The sequence below is a fragment of the Kitasatospora sp. NPDC051164 genome (assembly GCF_044455625.1).
Lineage (GTDB): Bacteria > Actinomycetota > Actinomycetes > Streptomycetales > Streptomycetaceae > Kitasatospora.
On the sequence record NZ_JBITFB010000003.1, the window covers coordinates 41,821 to 63,995 of the forward strand.

Annotated in this window: 20 protein-coding genes and 1 riboswitch; of the genes, 9 read left to right on the forward strand and 11 right to left on the reverse strand. The window is 71.8% G+C overall.

Features of this window, described 5'->3' with window-relative positions:
- Nucleotides 1–212: 212 nt before the first annotated feature.
- On the forward strand, nt 213–980 hold the full coding sequence (locus tag ACIBEC_RS05230) for an IclR family transcriptional regulator (protein WP_360498759.1): 768 nt from the start codon (nt 213–215) through the stop codon (nt 978–980).
- Here the strand turns inward: ACIBEC_RS05230 and ACIBEC_RS05235 are convergent.
- The 8 genes from ACIBEC_RS05235 to ACIBEC_RS05270 form a co-directional block, all read right to left on the reverse strand.
- A complete protein-coding gene (locus ACIBEC_RS05235) occupies nt 886–1,545 on the reverse strand; it encodes a trimeric intracellular cation channel family protein (RefSeq protein WP_360498757.1) in 660 nt (219 codons plus the stop codon). The two genes, ACIBEC_RS05230 and ACIBEC_RS05235, sit on opposite strands and share 95 nt — an antisense overlap.
- A 190-nt stretch (nt 1,546–1,735) precedes the next feature.
- Nucleotides 1,736–2,779: a dipeptide ABC transporter ATP-binding protein gene (locus tag ACIBEC_RS05240; RefSeq protein ID WP_360498755.1), complete on the reverse strand. Its 1,044-nt coding sequence runs from the start codon at nt 2,777–2,779 to the stop codon at nt 1,736–1,738.
- Nucleotides 2,780–2,813: 34 nt separating this feature from the next.
- Nucleotides 2,814–3,884, reverse strand: coding sequence for an ABC transporter ATP-binding protein (locus ACIBEC_RS05245; RefSeq protein ID WP_360498753.1), 1,071 nt, complete (start codon nt 3,882–3,884; stop codon nt 2,814–2,816).
- Nucleotides 3,881–4,891 carry an ABC transporter permease gene (locus tag ACIBEC_RS05250; RefSeq protein WP_360498751.1) on the reverse strand — a complete coding sequence of 337 codons (1,011 nt, stop codon included), beginning with the start codon at nt 4,889–4,891 and terminating at the stop codon, nt 3,881–3,883. The genes ACIBEC_RS05245 and ACIBEC_RS05250 overlap by 4 nt, the downstream gene beginning before the upstream one ends.
- A 98-nt stretch (nt 4,892–4,989) precedes the next feature.
- Nucleotides 4,990–6,756, reverse strand: coding sequence for an ABC transporter substrate-binding protein (locus ACIBEC_RS05255; RefSeq protein ID WP_360498749.1), 1,767 nt, complete (start codon nt 6,754–6,756; stop codon nt 4,990–4,992).
- 54 nt (nt 6,757–6,810) lie between these two features.
- Nucleotides 6,811–7,800 (reverse strand): ABC transporter permease, encoded by a 990-nt coding sequence (locus tag ACIBEC_RS05260; RefSeq protein ID WP_360498747.1) that lies wholly within the window; start codon nt 7,798–7,800, stop codon nt 6,811–6,813.
- A 503-nt stretch (nt 7,801–8,303) separates the two neighbouring features.
- Nucleotides 8,304–9,230 carry an enhanced serine sensitivity protein SseB C-terminal domain-containing protein gene (locus tag ACIBEC_RS05265; RefSeq protein WP_360498825.1) on the reverse strand — a complete coding sequence of 309 codons (927 nt, stop codon included), beginning with the start codon at nt 9,228–9,230 and terminating at the stop codon, nt 8,304–8,306.
- A gap of 142 nt (nt 9,231–9,372) precedes the next feature.
- The gene (locus ACIBEC_RS05270) at nt 9,373–10,176 is read right to left on the reverse strand and encodes an enhanced serine sensitivity protein SseB C-terminal domain-containing protein (RefSeq protein WP_360498745.1); all 804 of its coding nucleotides are present in this window, start codon (nt 10,174–10,176) and stop codon (nt 9,373–9,375) included.
- Between the two features lie 254 nt (nt 10,177–10,430).
- Nucleotides 10,431–10,551, forward strand: a riboswitch (glycine riboswitch).
- Between the two features lie 230 nt (nt 10,552–10,781).
- Between ACIBEC_RS05270 and gcvT the strand changes: the two genes are divergently transcribed.
- The 7 genes from gcvT (at nt 10,782) to ACIBEC_RS05305 (ending at nt 18,866) form a co-directional block, all read left to right on the forward strand.
- Nucleotides 10,782–11,903: a glycine cleavage system aminomethyltransferase GcvT gene (gene gcvT / locus ACIBEC_RS05275; protein WP_360498823.1), complete on the forward strand. Its 1,122-nt coding sequence runs from the start codon at nt 10,782–10,784 to the stop codon at nt 11,901–11,903.
- A gap of 113 nt (nt 11,904–12,016) precedes the next feature.
- Nucleotides 12,017–12,394 carry a glycine cleavage system protein GcvH gene (gcvH, locus tag ACIBEC_RS05280; protein WP_360498743.1) on the forward strand — a complete coding sequence of 126 codons (378 nt, stop codon included), beginning with the start codon at nt 12,017–12,019 and terminating at the stop codon, nt 12,392–12,394.
- An 84-nt stretch (nt 12,395–12,478) separates the two neighbouring features.
- A complete protein-coding gene (glyA, locus tag ACIBEC_RS05285) occupies nt 12,479–13,747 on the forward strand; it encodes a serine hydroxymethyltransferase (RefSeq protein WP_360498741.1) in 1,269 nt (422 codons plus the stop codon).
- A 159-nt stretch (nt 13,748–13,906) separates the two neighbouring features.
- Nucleotides 13,907–15,274, forward strand: a complete 1,368-nt coding sequence (locus ACIBEC_RS05290; protein ID WP_360498739.1) for an L-serine ammonia-lyase — start codon at nt 13,907–13,909, stop codon at nt 15,272–15,274.
- A gap of 185 nt (nt 15,275–15,459) precedes the next feature.
- Nucleotides 15,460–17,289: a hypothetical protein gene (locus ACIBEC_RS05295; RefSeq protein WP_360498737.1), complete on the forward strand. Its 1,830-nt coding sequence runs from the start codon at nt 15,460–15,462 to the stop codon at nt 17,287–17,289.
- Nucleotides 17,290–17,329: 40 nt separating this feature from the next.
- Nucleotides 17,330–17,905 carry a hypothetical protein gene (locus tag ACIBEC_RS05300; protein WP_360498736.1) on the forward strand — a complete coding sequence of 192 codons (576 nt, stop codon included), beginning with the start codon at nt 17,330–17,332 and terminating at the stop codon, nt 17,903–17,905.
- 31 nt (nt 17,906–17,936) lie between these two features.
- The gene (locus tag ACIBEC_RS05305; RefSeq protein ID WP_396287740.1) at nt 17,937–18,866 is read left to right on the forward strand and encodes a hypothetical protein; all 930 of its coding nucleotides are present in this window, start codon (nt 17,937–17,939) and stop codon (nt 18,864–18,866) included.
- Nucleotides 18,867–18,933: 67 nt separating this feature from the next.
- Here the strand turns inward: ACIBEC_RS05305 and ACIBEC_RS05310 are convergent, their stop codons facing one another.
- Nucleotides 18,934–19,527 (reverse strand): NAD(P)H-dependent oxidoreductase, encoded by a 594-nt coding sequence (locus tag ACIBEC_RS05310; protein ID WP_360498732.1) that lies wholly within the window; start codon nt 19,525–19,527, stop codon nt 18,934–18,936.
- A 189-nt stretch (nt 19,528–19,716) separates the two neighbouring features.
- On the opposite strand from ACIBEC_RS05310, the gene ACIBEC_RS05315 reads away from it, so the two are divergent.
- The gene (locus tag ACIBEC_RS05315) at nt 19,717–20,472 is read left to right on the forward strand and encodes a TetR/AcrR family transcriptional regulator (protein WP_360498730.1); all 756 of its coding nucleotides are present in this window, start codon (nt 19,717–19,719) and stop codon (nt 20,470–20,472) included.
- Between the two features lie 55 nt (nt 20,473–20,527).
- Here ACIBEC_RS05315 and ACIBEC_RS05320 read toward each other — a convergent pair whose 3' ends face one another.
- Together ACIBEC_RS05320 and ACIBEC_RS05325 are read right to left on the reverse strand one after the other, a co-directional pair.
- Nucleotides 20,528–21,469: a DMT family transporter gene (locus ACIBEC_RS05320; protein ID WP_396287741.1), complete on the reverse strand. Its 942-nt coding sequence runs from the start codon at nt 21,467–21,469 to the stop codon at nt 20,528–20,530.
- Between the two features lie 238 nt (nt 21,470–21,707).
- Nucleotides 21,708–22,142: an ATP-binding protein gene (locus ACIBEC_RS05325; RefSeq protein WP_360498727.1), complete on the reverse strand. Its 435-nt coding sequence runs from the start codon at nt 22,140–22,142 to the stop codon at nt 21,708–21,710.
- Nucleotides 22,143–22,175 lie beyond the last annotated feature (33 nt).

Sequence of the window (22,175 nt, forward strand, 5' to 3'; positions counted from 1 at the left end):
TGTACGGGGCTGCCCTCCAGGCCTGCGCATCGATCCGGCCATCGCGCGTACGGGCCGGGTGCGGGCCGGTACCCGACCGCATCCGAACAACCGGGCACCCACCACTGGTCTGTACCAATTCCGGACGGCCGCGTCCGGCACTGGTTTGTACCACTACGCCCCCCAGCGGTTAGCCTGACGCACACTTCCAAGCCGGATCCACAGGGGGCGCCATGACGCAGTCGGTCGACCGCGCGCTGACCCTGCTCGGCGCGCTCGGTGAGGCACCCCTCTCCCTCGACCAGGCCGCGAACAGCCTCGGGGTACACAAGTCCACCGCCCTGCGGCTGCTGCGCACCCTGGAGGAGCACGGCTTCGCCCGGCGCCAGCCCGACCTGCGCTACCGGCTCGGCGGCCGGGTGCTCTCGCTGGCCCACCGGGCCCTGGAGGACTTCGACGTCCGGCAGGTCGCCGCGCCGTACCTGGCCGCGCTCAACGCCCGCAGCGGGTTCACCGTCCGGCTCGCGGTGCTGCACGACGGCGAGGTGCTGTACCTGGACGAGGTGGCCGGGCCGTCGGCCGCCGGACCGTCCCGGATCGGGCGCCGCGCCCCGGTGACCGGTACGGCGGTCGGCCGGGTGCTGCTGGCCGGGCTGCCCGCGGACGAGCCGTGCGAGGAGGCCGAGCTGGCGGCGGTGCGCCGCCGGGGCTGGGCGGCGGAGTCCGCCGAGCACCGGGAGCCGGTGACCTGCGTGGCCGCGCCGGTCGCGGGCAGCGGCGGGCGGACGGTCGCGGCCTGCGCGCTGAGCGCCCCGGCCGGCGAGGTGCCGCCGGCCGAACTGGCCCGGATGGTGCCGGAGCTGCTCTGCACGGCCGAGGCGATCTCGCTCGCGTACGGCGGCTCGCCTACTCCTCGCTGGTGCGAGAACCGTTGCGGTGCCAGGCCCGCGGGGCGCGCCAGCCGTACCTCAGGGCGAGCATCCGCAGGCCGAAGGCGGTGAGCGCGGCGGCGGTGCCGGTGACGCCGGTGAGCCGGTCCGCGCCGATCAGCGCGGCGACCAGCGCGGCACCGACCAGGGCCGGTACGGCGTAGATCTCCCGGTCCCAGCGCAGCAGCGAGGGAATCTCCCCGGCCAGCACGTCGCGGATCACGCCGCCGCCGGCCGCGGTGACCATGCCGAGCGCGATCGCCGCGACCGCGCCGAGTCCGTAGTCGTGCGCCTTGGCGGTGCCGGTGACGCAGAACAGCCCGAGCCCGAGGGCGTCCAGGGTCTGCACCGCGCGGTTGATCCGCTCGACCTCGGGGTGCAGGAAGAACACCACGAGCGCGGCGACGAGCGGGGTCACGAAGTAGCCGAGGTTGGTGAAGGCGGCGACCGGGGTGGCCCCGATCACCAGGTCGCGCATCACCCCGCCGCCGAGGGCCGTGACCTCGGCCAGCACACAGATCCCGAAGATGTCCATGTTCTTGCGGACAGCGAGCAGGCCCCCGGAGAGGGCGAAGACGAAGATGCCGACGAGGTCCAGCGACTGCTGCACGTCGGAGGGGAAGATCTGCGAGGTCACCGTCCCCTTTGTACCTGATGGGCCGGGATGCCCCCGCACCGGTGACGAAAGTCCGCCCGCCCCGATCGGCCGGGGCGGGCGGACTTCGTCGTCGGTGGCTCAGGCCTGCTCGGAGCCCGCGTCCGCGGCGCCCGACGGCGTGTTCTCGGGGCTGCGCCTTAGCTCCCCTCGCCGTTCTCGGGGCTGCGCCTTAGCTCCCCTCGCCGTTCTCGGGGAAGTGACAGGCCACCTGGTGCCCGGTCTTCAGCGCCGTCAGCGGCGGCTCCTGGGTGGAGCAGATGTCCTGGGCCTTCCAGCAGCGGGTGCGGAAGCGGCAGCCGCTGGGCGGGTTGATCGGGGAGGGGACGTCGCCGGTGAGCAGGATCCGGTCGCGGCCGCCGCGCTGGCGGCGGCGGGGGTCGGGGACGGGCACGGCGGACATCAGCGCGTTGGTGTACGGGTGCATCGGGGTGCGGTAGAGCGAGTCCCGGTCGGCGATCTCGACGACCTTGCCGAGGTACATCACCGCGACCCGGTCCGAGACGTGCCGGACCACCGAGAGGTCGTGCGCGATGATCAGGTAGGTCAGGCCGAGCTCCTTCTGGAGGTCGTCCAGCAGGTTGACCACCTGGGCCTGGATCGACACGTCCAGCGCCGAGACCGGCTCGTCCGCGATGATCATCTTCGGCCGCAGCGCGAGTGCCCGGGCGATGCCGATGCGCTGGCGCTGGCCGCCGGAGAACTCGTGCGGGTAGCGGTTGTAGTGCTCGGGGCTGAGGCCGCACAGCTCCAGCAGTTCCTGGACGGCCTTCTTGAGCCCGCCCTCGGGCACCGCGTTCTGCAGCTTGAACGGCGCGCCGACGATGGTGCCGACGGTGTGCCGGGGGTTCAGCGAGGAGTACGGGTCCTGGAAGATCATCTGGATGTCGCGGCGCAGCGGCCGCATCGCCCCGACGCTCAGGTGGGTGATGTCGGTGCCCTCGAACTCGATCGTCCCGCCGGTCGGTTCGTCGAGCCGGGTGACCAGTCGGCCCATGGTCGACTTGCCGCAGCCGGACTCGCCGACGACACCGAGCGTCTCGCCGGCGTTGACGGTGAAGTCGATGCCGTCGACGGCCCGGACCGCGCCGGTCTGGCGCCGCATCAGCCCGCTGCGGATCGGGAAGTGCCGGGTCAGGCCGGTCACCTTCAGCAGCGGCTCGCGGTCGGGTGCGGGTGCCGGTGCGGGGATCGAGGCCGCCTGGGTGTCCGTCATCGGTTCTCTCCAGAAAGGTGGTACGAGGCCGGGCTCACAGCCGGGGCGCGATCTCTTCGGCGAAGATGCGGTGCCGCTCGTCGGCCGGCAGGTGGCAGGCCGCGAAGTGCCCGGGTACGGCCTCGGCCAGCACCGGGAGCTCGCTGGTGGAGCGTCCCTCGGTCAGGGCGGCGTACGGGCAGCGCGGGTGGAAGGCGCAGCCCGTCGGCACGTTGATCAGGCTGGGCGGGGTGCCCTTGACCGGGACGAGCCGGTCCTGCAGTTCCCGGTCCAGGCGCGGCATCGAGCCCAGCAGGCCCCAGGTGTAGGGGTGTTCGGGCGCGTCGAAGAGGGTCTCGGCCGGTCCGCGCTCGACGCACTTGCCGCCGTACATGACCAGGATGTCGTCGGCCAGTTCGGCGACCACTCCGAGGTCGTGGGTGATGATGATGACGGCGGAGCCGAACTCGTCCTGGAGGTCGCGGATGAGGTCCAGGATCTGCGCCTGGACGGTGACGTCCAGGGCAGTGGTGGGCTCGTCGGCGATCAGCAGCGAGGGGTCGTTGACCAGGGACATGGCGATCATCGCGCGCTGGCGCATGCCGCCGGAGAACTGGTGCGGGTAGTCGTCGATCCGGCGGTCGGGCTGCGGGATGCCGACCCGGTCGAGCATCTCGATCGCGCGGGCCCGGGCCTGCTTCTTGTTCGCCTCGGGGTGGTGGACCCGGTAGGCCTCGACGATCTGCTGCCCCACCGTGTAGTAGGGGTGCATCGCGGTCAGCGGGTCCTGGAAGATCATCGCCATTTCGCGGCCGCGCAGTTGGCGCACCCGGTCCGGGCCGGCGGCGATCAGGTCCTCGCCGTTGAGCCGGATCTCGCCGCTGATCCGGGCCCGCTTGGAGCGGTGCAGGCCCATGATGCCGAGCGAGGTGACGGACTTCCCGGAGCCGGACTCGCCGACGATACCGAGGGTGCGGCCCTTGTGCAGGTCGAAGCTGACCCCGTCCACCGAGCGGACCAGGCCGTCGTCGGTGTCGAAGTGGATCCGCAGGTCGCGCACGGAGAGGAAGGGGTCACCGGTCGGGGCCTGCGCAGTGGCTTCCGTGGTCTTCTGGAGCTCGGTCACGAGAGCCTCACCCGGGGGTCGACGAGGGCGTACAGGAGGTCGACCACGAGGTTGCAGGCGACGATGAAGAAGGCGGCGAGCAGGGTGACGCCGAGGATCTTGGGCAGGTCGTTGTCGGAGATCGCCTGGACGGCGAACTGGCCGACGCCCTGGAGCGAGAAGACCTGCTCGGTGATCAGCGCACCGCCGAGCAGCAGCCCGAGGTCCATGCCGAAGATGGTGACGATCGGGGTGAGCGCGGCGCGCAGCCCGTGCCGGGTGACGACCTTGCGCTCGACCAGGCCCTTGGCCCGGGCGGTGCGGATGTAGTCCTCGCTCATGGTCTCCAGCATTCCGGCGCGGGTGAGCCGGGCGTAGAGCGCGGAGTAGAGGAAGGCCAGCGAGATCCAGGGGAGGATCAGGTTGCGGGCCCACATCAGCGGGTTGTCGGTGAAGTCGACGTACTGCAGGTTGTCCAGGATCGGCCACTCGTAGCTGAACAGCGTGAGCAGCAGCGCGCCGGTGAAGAAGACCGGCAGCGAGACGCCGGCGAGGGCGATGCCCATGGAGAGCCGGTCGAAGATCGACTTCGGCTTGAGGGCGGAGACGACGCCGGTGGCGACGCCGGAGACCAGCCAGAGTACGGCCGCGCCGGCGGCCAGCGAGATGGTGACCGGGATCCGCTTGGACAGCTCGGGCCAGACCTCCAGGTGGTTCTTGAAGGAGTAGCCGAAGCAGGGCACGTGGCAGGTGGCCGGCTCCGGCCCGAACTTGTACTCGGCGCCGCTGACCAGGCCCCTGAGGAAGTCCCAGTACTGGGCGTACAGCGGCTTGTCGAGGCCGAGGTTCTGCTTGACTGCGGCGATCGCCTCGGGTGAGGGGTTCTTCCCGATGTACTGGGCGGCCAGCTGGTCGGCCGTTTCGCCGGCGACGCGCGGGAGCAGGAAGAAGATCGCGAAGGTGACCGCGCTGACGACCAGCAGCAGCAGCACCGCCGAGAAGATCCTGCGGATGATGTAGGCAAACACAGTTGGGCGGCTCCGGCGGCCCGCCGTCGTCCGGGGTCTTCCGGACGACGGCGGGCGCCGCTGCCTTCACCTGCCTTCAGGGATGCGGAGCCAGGCTCTTACTTGGTGGTGCCGATGTTCAGGGAGTCGTACTCACCCGAGAACGCCGGGTTGGAGGCCATGTTGGTGGCGTTGTCCGGGCGGTACAGGAAGACCTTGAAGTAGGTCAGCGGGACGATGACCGCCTGGTCCATGACCTTCTTGTCGATGTCGCCGTAGATCTTCTCGCGGGCGGCCTTGTCCGGGTTGACGGCGGCGTCGTCGATCAGCTGGTTGACCGCCGGGTCGTTCAGCTGGGACAGGTTGCTGTTGCCGGAGGCCTTGATCGCGCGGCCGTCGACGATCTGCTGCAGGAAGCCGTAGCCGGTCGGCCAGTCGGCACCCCACTGCATCATCATCAGGCCGATGTTGTGGTCCTGGGTGAACTGCGGGGCACCGGCGCTGTCGGTCAGGTACTTGCCCTGCGGGTACTGCTGGATCTCGGCGTTGATGCCGACCTTCTTCAGCGCGGCCTGGATCGAGGTCGCGGCGGCGACCTCGGTGGCGCGCTCGGTGCGGGCGGAGATGACGGTGTTGATGCTGTCCTTGCCGCAGGCCTTCAGGGCGTCCTTGGCCTTGGCCTCGTCACCCTTGTTGTCCTTGGTCTCGAACTGGTTGAAGTCCTGGTGGCCCGGGATGTCCGGCGGGAGCACCGTGTTGGCGATCTGGCCGCGGATCGGGCCGCCCTCGGCGGTCTGCACCGAGACCTTGTCGATCGCGAACTGGACGGCCTTGCGGCAGTCGACGTTGTCGAACGGCGCGACCTTGGAGTTGATCGCCAGGTAGACCAGGCGGCCGCCGTAGGCGTTGTCGGTGCTGGCCTTGAGCTTCGGGTTCTGCAGGATCTGCGCCTGGGTCTGCGGGTCGACGCCGCCACCCACCAGGTCGACCTGGGCGTTGCCGGCCAGCAGGTCCTTGTCGATGGTGGCCTGGTCGATGTTCATCTTGAGCTGGATCTTGTCCGGCAGCTGCTTCCGGATCGGGTCCGTGCTCTTGTCCCAGTTGGTGTTCGGCACCAGGGTGGCCTGCTTGCCGTCCTCGTAGGACTCGAACTTGAAGGAGCCCGAGGACACGATGTGCTTGACGTAGTCGGCACCGGTGTCCTTGGCCTGCGGGACCGGCGCGGTCTGCGGGGCGCTCACCAGGTAGTCGAAGTCCGCGAACGGGTGCTTCAGGTGGAAGACGATCGTGCTGTCGTCCGGCGTCTCGATCGACTTCAGGTCGCCGGTCTTGTCCTTGTACGGACCCGCGTACGGCGTGTCGTTGTCGACCAGCAGGTCGTGGAAGTAGGTCGGGCCGTTGGAGTTCACGTCCGGCGCGAAGTTGGAGCGCTCGACGGCGTACTTGACGTCCTTCGAGCTGATCGCGGTGCCGTCGTCGTACTTCAGGCCCGCGCGCAGCTTGTACGTCCAGGTCAGGCCGTCCGCGCTGGGCTGGCCCATCGACTCGGCGAGGTCCGGGACGAGCTTGTTGCCCTCCTCGCCGGCGGCCGGGTTGAACGTGGTCAGCGGACGGGCGTACAGGCGCGAGAAGTTGTAGATGTACGCGTAGTACGTGTTGCCCGGGTCGAGCGAGTCCGGGGTGCCCTTCATCTCGAAGGTGACCGTCCCGCCCTTCTTGTCCGAGGCGTTGACGATGTTCTTGGTGGCCGCGTTGGCTCCGCCGCCGCCCGAGGCGGAGGACGAGGAGGACGAGTCGCCGCTCTTCGACGAGCTGGAACAGCCGGTGACAACCAGGACCGCGGCGGCAGCCGCCGCGGTCAGGGCGACGGTACGGGACCTACGCATGGGTGAGATCAACCCCTTGAGGATGTGGAAAAGGTGGAGGGTCCTGACGCAGGGTCAGTTGCTCTTGGGATCGAGGGCGTCGCGCAGCCCGTCGCCGAGCAGGTTGAAGGCGAGCACGGTAAGGAAGATCGCCACACCGGGGACCACCATGTACTGGGGGTCCACCTGGTAGTACCGGATCGCGTCCTGGAGCATCCCGCCCCAGGAGGCCTGCGGAGGCTGGATGCCGACACCGAGGAAGCTCAGCCCGGCCTCGAAGAGGATGTTGGTCGGGATCAGCAGGGTCGAGTAGACCAGGATCGGACCGACCAGGTTGGGCAGCAGCTCCTTGAACAGGATGAACGGGCCCCGGGCGCCCAGGCTGCGGGCCGCGTGGACGAACTCCCGCTCGCGCAGCGAGAGGGTCTGGCCGCGCACGATCCGGCCCATGTAGGGCCAGTTGAAGAAGCCGATCACGAAGATCAGCACCAGGATGTGCAGCGGCAGGCCGTGCAGGCCGAACGCACCGCCCTGCAGCGAGGTCGAGATCGCGATCGCGAAGAGCAGCAGCGGGAACGCCAGGAAAACGTCCATCACACGGCTGATCAGGGTGTCCACCCAGCCGCCGTAGTAGCCGGCCATGATGCCGAGCACGGTGCCGATGGTGTTGGACAGCACGGTCGCGCCGAAGGCGACCAGCAGGGAGACCCAGGAGCCCTCGATCACGCGGGTCAGCAGGTCGCGGCCCTGCAGCGGGTCGACGCCGAGCGGGTGGGACCCGCTCATGCCGCCCCAGTCGCCGAGCGGCAGGCCGCCGAGGTCGGCGTCCAGCAGGTCCTGGTGGAGGGCGTCCGGGTCGAGCCCGAACATCGACTCGATCGGCTTGGCCAGCACGGCGAGCAGGATCAGCAGGATCACCACGACGCCGCCGGCGACGGCGGCCTTGTCCCGCTTGAAGCGGGTCCAGGCGATCTGGCCGAGGGAGCGGCCCTCGATCTTCTTGGCCGGGCTCGCGGCGGCGGGTGCCTCCGGCTCGTTCCCGGCGGTTGTGACGGATGCGGTCATGGTCAGTTGGTCCCCTCGCCGACGGTGGCCGGCCCACGGGTGCCGGGCGCCGGCTTCGGCGGTGCGGCTGCGGACGTGCGGAGGTGCGTAGAAGCGGGTGGGCGCGGCAGTGCGTCGTGCACAGGCACTGCCACCACGCGGGATGGGCGTCGCGTGGTCGAACGGGTCGGCGTGCGCGCTCACCTTTGTGGGGTTCCAGTACGCGCGGTGCGTTGCGCAGAACTCTCTGCCATCCGAACTGGCTTACGCCAGACCTGACAACCGACAGATGCCCAACTGTGATCTGCAGGCATGCACCTCCCGGGCCTTCGGTATATCCCTCTTCACACGTCTGTAACATGCATGTCAAGATGGCCGGACGGCGCAATTCGGAAATTCGTCCGAAAAGCATCGAAGCCGACTTGACGGACAATCAAGTCGGCTTCGGCTTCGGCCTCACGGCCCGGGATTTACGGCGGGAACGGGCCCTGAAGGACCGGGTTCGGCAGGACCGGGTTCGGCAATCAGCGCCCGGGGTAGCCGGGCCAGGGCCGCTGCGGCTGTTGGGGCTGGGGCTGCTGCTGCCAGCCCTGCGCGGGCGGCTGCGTGCCGTAGGCCCACCCCGGCGTCGGCTGCCCCGACATCGACTGCCCCGGGTACGCGGGCGGCGGCACCGGCGGGTACGGACCGGTCGCCGGGCGGCCGGCCTCCCGGTCGAAGAACGGCCGCGCGTTGGCGCGCATCCACAGCGCCACCGGATCGTACTCGTCCGACATCGCCACCGTGGACACCGCGAGCCCCTCCGGGGCCACCGCGATCGCCCGCTGCATCAGCGCGCGCACCGCCTCCACCGCGGGCGGCGAACTCTCGTACAGGTCCAGGCCGATCGCCAGGTACGGCTCCCCCACCGCCGGCTGCACCCACGCCCGGCGCAGCGCCCGGACCGCGCGTACCTCGCCGGCCTGCCGCTCCAGCAGCGCGAAGAACGGCTGGGCGTTGACCTGTGGCTCGCTCAGCTTCAGCGGACCGGCCGGCAGCCGGTCCAGGCCCGCGGCGACCCGCCGCAGGTCGGCCCAGGGCACGCCTACGCCGCCGCCGGGCGCGTGCGGGTTCAGCCACAGGCCCCAGCGGGTGCGGTACAGCGAGCCGGCGATCTCCCGGCCGGAGACGACCTCGTGGGCCCGCCCCCAGCCGGAGGCGGCCAGCTGCTCGGGCGAGGTGACGGCCGGCGCGTAGCCGTGGCCGCTGATCTCCATGTTCCCGTACTGCGCGTCAGGACTGCCCGGGGTGCCGTGCCAGAGCAGCATCCAGACCCGGCCGTCCGCCAGCGCGTGCAGCAGGCGCTCGTACGCGTCGTAGCGCTCCGGCGCGACCTCGCGCAGGGCGTGCTCCAACACGCCGGGATCCGCTCCCGGGCGCCCGGCCGGTGCCTGGCCCCAGGGCCCCGGCATCCCGCCCGCTCCCGTTCCCGCACTCATGCGCCCACCTCGCCGCGCCTCTTTCCTCGAACCACCGGCCGTCGGCCGTCTGCACGCACCCTATGGCGCGGCACCGGCCACCGCCACGGCGACGTGCCTTGGATACGAACCCCGCTCACACCCGCGTGTAGAAAGGCATGACCCGGGTGAGCAGCCACTCGACCACCGGGTCGTCGGCGAGGTCGAGCAGTACGAGGTGGACGCCGCCCGGCAGCGGCGCGGTTCCCAGCGCTCGGCCGAGCGCGTCGTTCACCGCGGCCGGGTCGGCCGGGGCCGCCGGATCCAACTGGACGCCCACGAACATCACGGTCGGCTCGCCCTCGATGCTGGCCAGCGCCCGGCGGGCGGTCAACACCCCGGGAAGGGCCGACAGTTCGGCTCGGCAGGCGGCCAGGAAGTGCTCCGGGTCCTCGCCCGGCACCGGCTCGCGCAGCGCCACCCGGCCGCCGGTCGGCGCCGCCGGGTCCTCGGCGGCCTCCCACCGGTCCTGGCGCGGACCGCGGCGCAGCTCGGCCACGCCCTGCGGCGGCACCGGGATGCCCACCGCCGCGTCCGGGTTCACCGCGATGCCCACGCCCAGCGGCAGCCCGCGGGCGAACTCCCAGACCGGCGCGATCGCGAAGGCCATTCCCGGCGCCTGCTGCAGGAACACCTCCTGCGAGGAGAACACCGGTACGTACGGGTCGCCGCCCAGTTCGATGGTCGGCAGGTCCAGCGACTGCCCCTGCGGGTCGGCCCCGCCGGGCAGCGGCACCCACACCTGGCTGCGGGCCAGCACCTCGATCACCCGCGGCGTCGCGCCCGGGTCGCCCAGGGCCGCGGTCAGCACCTGCTCCAGCTCGTTGGCCGGCCACGTGCCGCCCGCCGGCGCCCCCTCCGGGCCGCCCCACCCCTGCTGCTGCTCCACCGGGTACCCCATGCGCCGCCGATTCCGCCCTCTGCCGGTCGGCCGCCCTCTGCTGCGCCGACGCGGAGCAGTCTAGGGCTCGTGTTCGCCTCTGTGTCGTGTGACCGGCTCCCCTCTCACCGTGTGACCGGCTCCCCTCTCACCGTGTGACCGGCTCCCCTCTCGTCGTGTGACCGGGTCCCCTCTCCCTTCCTCGTCCGGGACGTGCCATGATGTGCGCGTCCGACGGCATGCGCCGCGGGCCCCACAACTCCATACCGGCCGCTCGAACCCGCGCGGGAGAGCCCGGAGTGCCGCACCAGTGAGTGTGTGAGTGTGTGGCACAGCCGGCGCCGAAGGAGCAAGTCCTCCCCGGAATCTCTCAGGCCCCCCTACCGCACGGGTTAGGCACATCTGGAAAGCGGCGCGCGGCCCTGTCGCGCGCCCACCCACGGTGCAAGCCGCCATGCTGTCCTGGATGCTGGAAACAGCTGCGGGCCGGCGGGCGGTGAAGCTCTCAGGTTCGACGACAGATGGGGAGACCCACGCCGCCGCATGCCCGCGCGCAGGGTCGGCCCCCGAGAGGGTCCGGTCCGGCGCGTGCACCCATGAGTGCCCCGACCGAGGAGTTCCTGGCCATGTCGTCCCTCCGCCTGACCGCGCTCGACGCGCTGCACCGCGCCCTCGGCGCGACCATGACCGACTTCGCCGGCTGGGACATGCCGCTGCGCTACGGCAGCGAGCGCGAGGAGCACCTCGCCGTCCGCACCAAGGCCGGCCTGTTCGACCTCTCCCACATGGGCGAGATCACCGTCACCGGTCCGCAGGCCGGCGAGATGCTGGACCACGCGCTGGTCGGCTTCGTCTCCGCGCTGGGTGAGCTGCGCGCCCGCTACACCATGATCTGCGCCGAGGACGGCGGCATCCTGGACGACCTGATCGTCTACCGCCTGCGCGAGGACGCCTTCCTGGTCGTCGCCAACGCCTCCAACGCCCAGCTGGTCCTCGACGAGCTGATCGCCCGCGCCAAGGGCTTCGACGCCGTCGTCACCGACGACCGCAACACCTACGCGCTGATCGCCGTCCAGGGCCCGGAGTCCACGGCGATCCTGGCCGAGACCACCGACGCCGACCTGCCCGGCCTCAAGTACTACGCGATCCTCCCGGCCCACGTGGCCGGCCGCGAGGTGCTGCTGGCCCGCACCGGCTACACCGGCGAGGACGGCTTCGAGATCTTCTGCCACCCGGTCGACGCCGAGGACATCTGGCAGGCGCTGACCGCCGCCGGCGAGGGCCGCGGCCTGGTCGCGTGCGGCCTGTCCTGCCGCGACACGCTGCGTCTGGAGGCGGGCATGCCGCTGTACGGGCACGAGCTGTCCACCGACCTCACCCCGTTCGACGCCGGCCTGGGCCGCGTCGTCCGCTTCGACAAGACCACCAACGAGGGCGCCTTCGTCGGCCGCAAGGCGCTGGAGCAGGCCGCCGCCGCGGCCGAGGCCAACCCGCCGCGGGTGCTGGTCGGCCTGGTCTCCGAGGGCAAGCGCGTCCCGCGCGCCGAGTACACCGTGGTCTCCGCCGACGGCGCCCCGATCGGCCGAATCACCTCCGGCGCGCCGTCCCCGACGCTGGGACAGCCGATCGCGATGGCCTACGTCGACGCGGCCCACGCCGCCCCCGGCACCACCGTCGCGGTGGACGTGCGCGGCAAGCACGAGCCGGTCCGGGTCGTGGCGCTGCCGTTCTACAAGCGCGCCCGCTGAGCGCCCCGCCGAGCGCCCCGCCGACACCCGCCTTTCCCCATACCCGCACGTCGAAGCCGTCCACGCGGCGGCCCGCTTCGCCGTACCCGCTTCCCATCCTGGAGAATGACGCCATGAGCAACCCCCAGCACCTGCAGTACACCAAGGAGCACGAGTGGCTCACCGCCGCTGAGGACGGTGTCTCCACCATCGGCATCACCAAGCACGCCGCCGACGCGCTCGGTGACATCGTCTACGTGCAGCTGCCGGCCGTCGGCGACGCCGTGACCGCCGGCGAGACCTGTGGCGAGCTGGAGTCCACCAAGTCGGTCAGCGACCTGTACTCCCCGGTGACCGGCGAGGTCGTCGAGGTCAACCAGGACGTCCTGGACGACAACGGCCTGGTCAACAGCGCCCCCTTCGAGGGTGGCTGGCTGTTCAAGGTGCGCGTGGAGTCCACCGACGAGCTGCTCAGCGCGGACGAGTACGACGCGCTCACCCACAGCAGCTGACCCGCTCGTGATCGGGCGGGCCGCAGCACGGCGGCCCGCCCTCCCCCGCCGTCCCTCCGCTCTCCTCCCCGGGAAGACCACACCATGACGGTTCTCAACCAGTCCCTGCACGCCCTCGACCCGGAGATCGCCGCCGCGGTCGACGCCGAGCTGCACCGCCAGCAGACCACCCTGGAGATGATCGCCTCCGAGAACTTCGCCCCGGTGGCGGTCATGGAGGCCCAGGGCTCGGTGCTCACCAACAAGTACGCCGAGGGCTACCCCGGCCGTCGCTACTACGGCGGCTGCGAGCACGTCGACGTGGTCGAGCAGATCGCGATCGACCGCATCAAGGCCCTGTTCGGCGCCGAGCACGCCAACGTGCAGCCGCACTCGGGCGCGCAGGCCAACGCCGCCGCGATGTTCGCGCTGATCCAGCCGGGCGACACCATCCTGGGTCTGAACCTGGCCCACGGCGGTCACCTGACCCACGGCATGAAGATCAACTTCTCCGGCAAGCTCTACAACGTGGTCGCGTACCACGTCGACGAGAAGACCGGCCAGGTCGACATGGCCGAGGTCGAGCGCCTCGCCAAGGAGCACCAGCCGAAGCTGATCATCGCCGGCTGGTCCGCCTACCCGCGCCAGCTGGACTTCGCCGAGTTCCGCCGGGTCGCCGACGAGGTCGGCGCGCTGCTCATGGTGGACATGGCGCACTTCGCCGGCCTGGTGGCCGCCGGGCTGCACCCGAACCCGGTGCCCTACGCGGACGTGGTCACCACCACCACCCACAAGACCCTGGGCGGCCCGCGCGGCGGCGTCATCCTGTCCAAGGCCGAGTACGCGAAGAAGATCAACTCCGCGGTCTTCCCCGGCCAGCAGGGCGGCCCGCTCGAGCACGTGATCGCCGGCAAGGCGGTCGCCTTCAAGGTCGCGGCCTCGGAGGAGTTCAAGGAGCGCCAGCAGCGCACCCTGGACGGTGCCCGGATCCTGGCCGAGCGCCTGCTGCAGGCCGACGTCGCCGAGGCCGGCGCGTCCGTCCTGTCCGGCGGCACCGACGTGCACCTGGTCCTGGTCGACCTGCGCAACAGCGAGCTCGACGGCCAGCAGGCCGAGGACCGCCTGCACGAGGTCGGCATCACCGTCAACCGCAACGCCATCCCGAACGACCCGCGCCCGCCGATGGTCACCTCGGGCCTGCGTATCGGCACCCCGGCCCTGGCCACCCGCGGCTTCCAGGCCGAGGACTTCCGCGAGGTCGCCGACATCATCGCCGAGGCGCTCAAGCCCGCCTTCGACGAGACCGTCGCCGACGCCCTGAAGGCCCGCGTCACCGCGCTGGCCGAGAAGTACCCGCTGTACCCGAACCTCTGATCACTTCGGTGATCGTCCGGGCCGGGTGACCGGCCTCACCCCGCCGCGACACCTGGGGCTCCGGGGCACCGCGCACACTGGTAAGTGCGCGCGGTGCCCCGAGCCGTGTCGGCCCCCCGCCCGCAAGTACTTCCACGAGACCAGACAAGGACGTCCCCCGTGGCCATCAGCGTCTTCGACCTCTTCTCCATCGGCATCGGCCCCTCGAGCTCCCACACCGTGGGTCCGATGCGCGCCGCCCGGATGTTCGCCCGCCGACTGCGCTCCGAAGACCTGCTGGCCCAGGTGACGGGCGTGCGTGCCGAGCTGTACGGCTCGCTGGGTGCCACCGGCCACGGCCACGGCACCCCGAAGGCCGTCCTGCTGGGCCTGGAGGACAACTCGCCCCGCACCGTCGACGTCGACCAGGCCGACAAGGACGTCGAGCGGATCACCGCCGAGAAGAAGCTCCACCTGCTCGGCGAGCACACCATCGACTTCGACCCCGACAGCCAGCTCGTGCTGCACCGCCGCCGCTCGCTGCCCTACCACGCCAACGGGATGACCCTCTGGGCGTTCGCGGCGGACGGCTCGACCCTGCTGGAGAAGACCTACTACTCGGTCGGCGGCGGCTTCGTCGTCGACGAGGACGCGATCGGCGCCGACCGGGTCAAGCCGGACGACACCGTGCTGAAGTACCCCTTCCGCACCGGTGACGAGCTGCTGCGGCTCAGCCGGGAGACGGGGCTCTCCATCTCCGGCCTGATGCTGGAGAACGAGAAGGCCTGGCGCAGCGAGGAGGAGATCCGCACCGGGCTGCTGGAGATCTGGTCCGTGATGCAGGACTGCGTGCGGGCCGGCATGACCCGCGAGGGCATCCTGCCGGGCGGCCTCAAGGTCCGCCGCCGGGCCGCCGCTGCCGCGCGCACGCTGCGCGCCGAGGGCATCGGGCCGGCCAACGCGATGGAGTGGGTGACCCTCTACGCGATGGCGGTCAACGAGGAGAACGCCTCCGGCCGCCGGGTGGTCACCGCGCCGACCAACGGCGCGGCGGGGATCATCCCGGCCGTCCTGCACTACTTCCTGAACTTCATCCCGGGCGCCGACGACGACGGCATCGTCCGCTTCCTCCTCGCGGCCGGCGCCATCGGCATGCTGTTCAAGGAGAACGCCTCCATCTCCGGCGCCGAGGTCGGCTGCCAGGGTGAGGTCGGCTCCGCCTGCTCGATGGCCGCGGGCGGCCTCGCCGAGGTCCTCGGCGGCACCCCCGAGCAGGTCGAGAACGCCGCCGAGATCGGCATCGAGCACAACCTCGGCCTCACCTGCGACCCGGTCGGCGGCCTGGTCCAGATCCCCTGCATCGAGCGCAACGGCATGGCGTCGGTCAAGGCCATCACCGCGGCCCGGATGGCGCTGCGCGGCGACGGCCGGCACCACGTCTCGCTGGACAAGGCGATCAAGACGATGAAGGAGACCGGGGCCGACATGAAGATCAAGTACAAGGAGACCTCGCGCGGCGGCCTCGCCGTGAACGTCATCGAGTGCTGACCGGGCACTGACCGCGCGCCGGTCACGACGCCCCGGCCCCCGGGTGGAGCCCCCTCCACCCGGGGGCCTTCGCATGCCCGCTGCGCGTTTCACCGCGCACTTCCCCTTGCGCATTTTTACTGGCCGACGGACCGTCAGTAGGTCCATAATCTCGGCGAGTTGGTTCACGCCAGAGGGGGAGGCGGATGACCTTCCAGCCCGGGCCGGTGCGGCCCGCCGAGCCGCCGTCCGTTCCACCGCCACCGCCGGCGCCACCGCCGACATCGTCGGGAACACCGGGATCGCCGGGATCGCCGCACGCGAGGTCCGAGGCCACCCGGCTGCTCTGCGCCGGGGTCTACCTCGACCCGGACTACCGCCGGCGCGTCATCACCGAACTGGTCGAGCACGACGAGCGCTCCGTCCCGCCGTCCCTGGGCTTCGACCTGGTCACGGTACTGGCGCACGCCCTCCGGGCCCGGGCACTGGAGGCTCGCACGGGCGCGGTGCTCGCCTTGGTCTGGTTGGGCTTCTTCTGCACCGAGTACTGGCCGCTGCTCCAGCACCCACCGTCCGCCGCCGACTGGAAGTCCTACGGGGAAGGACTGACCGGCGGGTACTACGGCGACGATCCGTACGGCCAGGAGTCGGCGGCCGACACCGTGTTCGGCGTGCTCTCGCACTACATGCCACCGTTCATGGCGACCTTCGCCGTCCTGTACGCCCTGGTCTGCCTGCTGTCCTGGTACGCCAAGCCCGCGGAGGTCCGGGAGTACGCGCTCTACGCACCAGCCGCCCCCACCACGCCCGGCGGCTCCCGGGCGTTCGAGGCCCGGCGCGCCGCCGGCGGGCTCCTCTCCGTCCTCGCCGTGATCGCCCAGATCCTCTACTGGGCACTGGCGCTGGCCACACTGAAGGAGGGGGCCTGGGAGGGCACGCTGTTCCCGCTGGCGCTCGCCGCGACAGTGGGCTGGCACCGCCTACACGTCGCCCAGGTCCTCCGCAGGGAACTGACCCGCGAGAACTTCCCCAAGCATCCGCGCCGGCTGCCGGCCCGGCCGCGCTACCCGGCGCTGCAGCGGGCCATCGCCGACGAGCAGTACTCGCAGCTCGTCGTCTACGATCCGGCCGATCCCTTCCTCGGCGCCGGATTCCCGTTCAGCGTCTGGCGGTTCACCCTGGAGCTGAGGCGCCGCAAGGACGCCCCGGCGGCCGCCGAGGAGGGCCTGACCGCCAGGGCCGTTCTCGACCTGGTCATCCCGCGCCTGGCCGCCTTGCGGCAGGCCGCCGCCGACACCAGCCTGGACCGCCTGAGGGACCTGGAGATCGAGCACGTCGTCTACCTCCCGTACGGTCCGGCGCGCGGCGAGGTCCCGCGCGGGCCCGAGGAGATCGCCCGGCACATCGCCGAGGCGGTCGACGAGGGCGGCGAGCGGCGCCGGCACTTCCTGCGGGTCCGGGTCGGCGCCTGGGACGAACAGGTGGTGCTGACGGTGCAGTTGCGGGTGCACACCCAGGGGAACCTGCTGATGGTGGAGGTCGTCCCGCACGTGCTCGGGCCGGTCCGGCGCGACTACGAGCTACTGGCGGACGCGGTGGCCCAGCAGGGCACCCGACCGGGACGCCGCGGCCCGGCGATGTCCGCGTTCACCGCCGGGCCGGCCGCGCTCCGCTCGCTGCTTCGCCCGGGCGGACGCCGGGCCACGGGCGGCACGGATGACGACGACCAGCTGGTGGTGGCCGCCCGCCCGGTCGTCTCCTTGCGCGAGGCCGCCACCACGTCGACCATCTCGATCTTCCAGGAGCTGGACGTCATACGGTACTTGAAGTCGATCGAGGAGCGGATCATCGAGGGCGTGCGGGTCGCGCTGGAGCGGTCGGGGTACGAGACCGACCGTTTCGAGCAGACCGTGATCCAGGTGATGGAGGGCGGGGTCCACATCGGTTCGATGAGCGGCGGCGCCGTCGCCACCAACGGGGGCACGGCGCAGTCGGGCGCAGTGGCGGCTCCGCCGTCCGGCGGGAAGCCCTCCTAGCGACGCGGATTCGCGTCCCTGACAGGGAGTTGAGATTCCGATGAACGAGGAGCAGGACGTGCTGCAGGACGAGGAGAGCACTCCCCCGGCACCGGCGAGCGGCGGGGTGTCGGGCAATGGGGCCTCGAACGGTGGGGTGTCGATCGGCGCGATGACCGGCGGGGCCGTCGCCGCGGGCTCCGGCACCCGGGCGGAGGACCGCTCGCAGCGGGCCGGGGCGCCCGCCCCACTGCCGGACCTGCGCGGTCTGACGGTGCCCGCCCCGGTGCCCGGCGGGGTCTCGATCGGCGCGATGACCGGCGGGGCGGTCGCCACCGGTCAGGACTCGACGGCCGTCGACGCCTCGATCCGCCTCGACGCCTTGGCCCGTGAACTGCTCGCGGCGGTCCACGAGTTGCGGGGCCACCTGCCGATGTTCACCCGGGTCGAGGGCAACGGCGTGGCCGAGGTGGAGCAGGAGCTGGACGCCGTCGGTACGGCTCTCGAACAGACCGGCACGGCTCCGCGCACCCGGCTGGAACGGCTCCGCGACCTCCTGCGGAGCTCGACCACGGTAGTCTCCGGACTCGCCTCGGCGCTGGCGGTCGTCGAGGCGATCGAGCAGTTCCTGCACTGAGCGGGGACCGGGGAGCACAGGGGGAGCAGGGATGACGGGCAAGTACTGGGACAAGGACGGCCAGCAGTGGGTGGACCACCTGCCGGCGGGCAGGGCGGCCACGCCGCCGCCTCCGGCGGCTCCCCCGGCCACGCCTACGCCCCCTCCGCCGACGGCCCCGCCCTTCGCACCTCCGGTCGGGCCGCCTCCGGTCGCGCCACCGCTGATCACACCACCGCTGATCACACCGCGCGCCCCTCGACCGGGGCGCCCGCCGTCCGCCGGAACGCGGCGGTCCCGGCGGGTGCTGGTGGCCGCCCTCGCCGGGGCGCTCCTCGGCGTGCTCGCGGGCGGCGGCGGGTACCTGCTGACGCGGCACGAGGGCGGGAGCAAGCCGACCGGTGCGGCGACCCTGACGGGCACGCCACCGGTCACGGCGTCCGGCTCCCCCTCGTCGTCCCCCACGGCCTCGAAGTCACCCTCCGCCACGCCCTCGCCCACGCCCACCACCCCGGCGCCCGCGCCGACCCCCACCGGGCTGCACCTCAACCGGGTCCAGGACCCGAACGGGTTCACCCTCCTCGTCCCGGACGGGTGGCAGCGGGACGAGGCCAACAACTCCACGTTCTACCGGTCCCCGGACAAGGCCAGCCTGATCCAGGTCTTCGCGATGAGTGACAAGCCGCCGTACGAGGAGGCCACTGCCACCGAGGTCGATCTGACCAAACTGCCGGGCTACCACCGCATCCGTCTGGAACAGACCGCCGGCGGCACCGCCGAACTGGAATACGCCTACGCCCATGCCGCCTCCGGCACCGTCCGGCATGTGGTCGACCACATCCTCGTCGGCCCGAACGGCGCCGCCTACGCCGTCATCGTGGCCGGCCCCGAGGGCGACTGGCCCACCCTGTTCCAGGCCCTCCGGGACGCGGAGCTCACCGGCTTCTGCTTCACCGCCCAGTGCCCGGCGGCCACCGGCTGACCCCCGCCCGCCGACCCCGGACCCCGCCGATCCTGACCCCCCGAACCGTCGTCCGCCGCCGGTCGGCTCAGGCCGCGAACGGGTGGGCCTGCCGGGCGTTGCGCAGCGCCTGCGCCCACCAGGTGAGCTGGTCGAGCATGGTCTTGGCGGCGGCGTCGGCGGCGGGGTCGATGGCCTTGCCGTCGGCGTCGAAGCAGTGGGCGGCGCCGTGGAAGCTGACCGTGTTGCGGATCGTCGCCGCGTTCAACTCGGCCATGACCACCCGCAGTTGCTCGACGGCGCGGAGGCCGCCGGAGAGGCCGCCGTAGGAGACGAAGGCGATCGGCTTGCCGTGCCACTGCCGGTTGTGCCAGTCGATGGCGTTCTTCAGCGCGGCCGGGAAGCTGTGGTTGTACTCGGGCGTGACGATGACGAAGGCGTCGGCGGCCTCCAGCCGGGGCGACACGGCGGCCAGCAACTCGGCGTCGCCCGGCGACGGTTCGCCGCCGAAGGACGGGAGGGTGGTCGGCAGCGGGGTCTCCACCAGATCGACCAGGTCGGTGGTCGCGTCGCCGCGGGCGTCGAGGTGACCGAGCAGCCAGTCGGCGACGACCGGGCCGAAGCGGCCGTCGCGGGTGCTGCCGACGATGACCGCGATCTGCAGATTCTGCTCCGTGGACATGGGAGTCCCCCTCCGGGATGTGATGGATGGCGCGACGTCGTGTACGGCGATGTGTACGGCGTATCTGACAGATACAACGTACACATTGGCGCGTACGCCGTCCACTGCAGATACGACGTACGCTTCAGATACGCCGTACACGCCAGGGTGGTACGGTGAGGAACACCGCAGTCGGAAGGAGCCCGCCCCATGCCCGCTCAGCAGGCACCCGCCGGGGGCACCCCCGCGGGTGCCGACGACAAGGCCCAGGCCTCACTCTGGGAGCGCCTCGCCCGTCCGGCCCCCGCGCCGCGCACCACACTGACCCCGCAGCGGATCGCCGAGGCCGCGGTCGCCATCGCCGACGCCGAGGGCCTGGACGCCGTCACCATGCGCCGCCTGGCCGGAGAGCTCGGCGTCGCCCCCATGGCCGCCTACCGATACGTCTCCGGCAAGGACGAACTCATCGAGCTGATGGTCGACTTCGTGTACGGCCAACTCCCCCTGGACACCCCGGCCGACGGCTGGCGGGACGCCATGCGCTCGCTGGCCGTCCACCTGCGGGCGATGACCCTGGCCCATCCGTGGACGGTCCGGACGGCCACCCCGTTCTCCCTCACCCCCAACCAACTCGCCGTCCCCGAGCGCGCGTTCGCAGCCCTGGCCGGGCACGGCCTGGACGCCGACACCACCATGGCGGTGTTCCGCGCCGTCAGCGGCTACGTGCACGGCTCGGTCGCCGCCGAGGTCGCCCTGGAGAACCTGCGCCGGGAGCACGGCTGGTCCGACGGCGACCAGACCCGGGCCGGCCTCGCCCCGCGGATGACCTGGCTGATGAACACCGGCCGCTACCCCGGCTACGAGCGCTACCTGTACGAGGCCACCCGCAAGGACGACCCCGACTGGCAGTTCGAGACCGGCCTCGACTGCGTCCTCGACGGCATCACCGCCCACTTCGGCATCTGACCCCCCGCTGCACGGGAAGTCCGCCGGTCCGACTTCCCGTGCTGCGGCAATGCGCTTACCGGCGGGCGGGGAGCGCGAGGAAGGCCAGCCCGCCGGCCAGCACCGCGAGCCCGCACCAGGAGACGGCCGGCAGACGCTCCCCCAGCGCCGCCACGCCCAGCACGGCGGCGACGGCGGGCTCGGCGAGGGTCAGCGTCGTGGCGGTCTGCGCGGTGGCGTGCCGCAGGCCGTGACCGAACAGCCGGTACGCGAGCCAGGTGGTGACCACGGCGAGGTACAGCACGATCCCCGCGCCCCGCACCGAGAGCAGCCACCCCACCGGCCCGAGGGCCACCACCGGCAGCACCAGCAGCGCCGCCCCGCCGAACATCGCCCCCATCACCCCGCCGGACGGGCGCCCCGCCGCGATCAGCCGCCCGCCGACCAGCGAGTACACGGCGTACGAGAGCCCGGCCAGCACCGCCAGCAGCACCCCGAGGGCGTCCACCGCGGCGCCGCCCCCGGCGAGTTCGGGCCCCAGCACCAGCACCGCACACCCGAGGACGGCCATCGCGGTGGCCCCGGCCCAGCGCCCACCCGGCCGCCCCTGCCGGGCGAGCCACCCGAGCAGCCCGGTGAACACCGGCGCGCTGCCCAGCGCGATCACCGTCGCCACCGCCACCCCGGTCCGGCTCACCGCCGGGTAGAAGGTGACCGGGTACCCCGCCACCGCGACCGCGCCGAGCGCGAGTTGCCACCGCTCGCGCGGCCCGCACGCCCGGGGCAGGGTGCGGACTGAGCGGTCGGACAGGAACAGCAGCAGCCCGCCGAGCACCAGCCCGGCAGCCCCGATCCCCGCCGCCGGGGCGCCCCCGGGAGCCAGCGAAGCCGCCGTCCCGGTCGTGCCCCAGAGCACGGCGGCGAGCAGTATCGGCACTGGGCCGCCGAGCGCGCGGGGGCGGGCGCGACGGAGAGCCTTGGGCAGGGGACGGGCAGGCGAGAACAAGCGATTCGGCACAGTCGTGAACTCCGTCGTCGAAGACCATCGGGAAACTGGTTCCGAGAACGGACGCACGCCATCAGCCCACGGCGGCCGCCATCAGGCCGAGCCGGGGTCGCAGGGGATCAAGCCACCGGAGCGCGCGCCCGTCAGGCGCTGAGCGGCGGCAGTACGACGTGCCAGTACAGGTTCACGGGTCGATGGTACCCGCGTGGGAAGTCGGCTGGGCCGACTTCCCGCGCGGGTGGCGGGGTGGTCAGTCGTGCGGGTTGGCCGGGGTGGGGAGGGCGAGTTCGCACCAGGTGGTCTTGCCGATGTAGCCCTCACCCCGGGGGTGGGCGCCCCAGGAGGTGGCGAGCGCCGCGACGAGTTCGAGGCCCCGGCCGGACTCGTCTTCCGGGGTGGCGTGGCGGAGGGTCGGGAGCTCGGGGTTCGCGTCGGAGACCTCGATGCGGAGCAGGGAGGAGGTGGGAAGGAGAACTCGGACGCCGATCATCCGGTCACGCGGGGACCGGGCGTGGCGGCAGGCGTTGGTGACGAGTTCACTGAGGAGGATCAGCGCGGTCTCCGCCGAGTCGACGGGCACCTCCCATTCGAAGGCCATCCGGAGGAAGCGGATCCGGGCACGGCCGGCGCTGCGGGGCAGGCGGGGGAACATCCACTCGACGGCGTCGACGGGCTGAGTGAGCATCAGATTCCTTGAGGGGGTGTACGGACGGCTTCA

What these genes read in the sequence shown, in the direction of transcription:
- ACIBEC_RS05305 (WP_396287740.1), top strand. Translation starts at nt 17,937, where the DNA reads ATGACGGGCAAGTACTGGGACAAGGACGGCCAGCAGTGGGTGGACCAC.
- ACIBEC_RS05265 (WP_360498825.1), bottom strand. Translation starts at nt 9,230, where the DNA reads ATGCCGGGGCCCTGGGGCCAGGCACCGGCCGGGCGCCCGGGAGCGGAT.
- gcvT (WP_360498823.1), top strand. Translation starts at nt 10,782, where the DNA reads ATGTCGTCCCTCCGCCTGACCGCGCTCGACGCGCTGCACCGCGCCCTC.
- ACIBEC_RS05270 (WP_360498745.1), bottom strand. Translation starts at nt 10,176, where the DNA reads ATGGGGTACCCGGTGGAGCAGCAGCAGGGGTGGGGCGGCCCGGAGGGG.
- ACIBEC_RS05230 (WP_360498759.1), top strand. Translation starts at nt 213, where the DNA reads ATGACGCAGTCGGTCGACCGCGCGCTGACCCTGCTCGGCGCGCTCGGT.
- ACIBEC_RS05310 (WP_360498732.1), bottom strand. Translation starts at nt 19,527, where the DNA reads ATGTCCACGGAGCAGAATCTGCAGATCGCGGTCATCGTCGGCAGCACC.
- ACIBEC_RS05260 (WP_360498747.1), bottom strand. Translation starts at nt 7,800, where the DNA reads ATGACCGCATCCGTCACAACCGCCGGGAACGAGCCGGAGGCACCCGCC.
- ACIBEC_RS05240 (WP_360498755.1), bottom strand. Translation starts at nt 2,779, where the DNA reads ATGACGGACACCCAGGCGGCCTCGATCCCCGCACCGGCACCCGCACCC.
- glyA (WP_360498741.1), top strand. Translation starts at nt 12,479, where the DNA reads ATGACGGTTCTCAACCAGTCCCTGCACGCCCTCGACCCGGAGATCGCC.
- ACIBEC_RS05325 (WP_360498727.1), bottom strand. Translation starts at nt 22,142, where the DNA reads ATGCTCACTCAGCCCGTCGACGCCGTCGAGTGGATGTTCCCCCGCCTG.
- gcvH (WP_360498743.1), top strand. Translation starts at nt 12,017, where the DNA reads ATGAGCAACCCCCAGCACCTGCAGTACACCAAGGAGCACGAGTGGCTC.
- ACIBEC_RS05300 (WP_360498736.1), top strand. Translation starts at nt 17,330, where the DNA reads ATGAACGAGGAGCAGGACGTGCTGCAGGACGAGGAGAGCACTCCCCCG.
- ACIBEC_RS05295 (WP_360498737.1), top strand. Translation starts at nt 15,460, where the DNA reads ATGACCTTCCAGCCCGGGCCGGTGCGGCCCGCCGAGCCGCCGTCCGTT.
- ACIBEC_RS05255 (WP_360498749.1), bottom strand. Translation starts at nt 6,756, where the DNA reads ATGCGTAGGTCCCGTACCGTCGCCCTGACCGCGGCGGCTGCCGCCGCG.
- ACIBEC_RS05315 (WP_360498730.1), top strand. Translation starts at nt 19,717, where the DNA reads ATGCCCGCTCAGCAGGCACCCGCCGGGGGCACCCCCGCGGGTGCCGAC.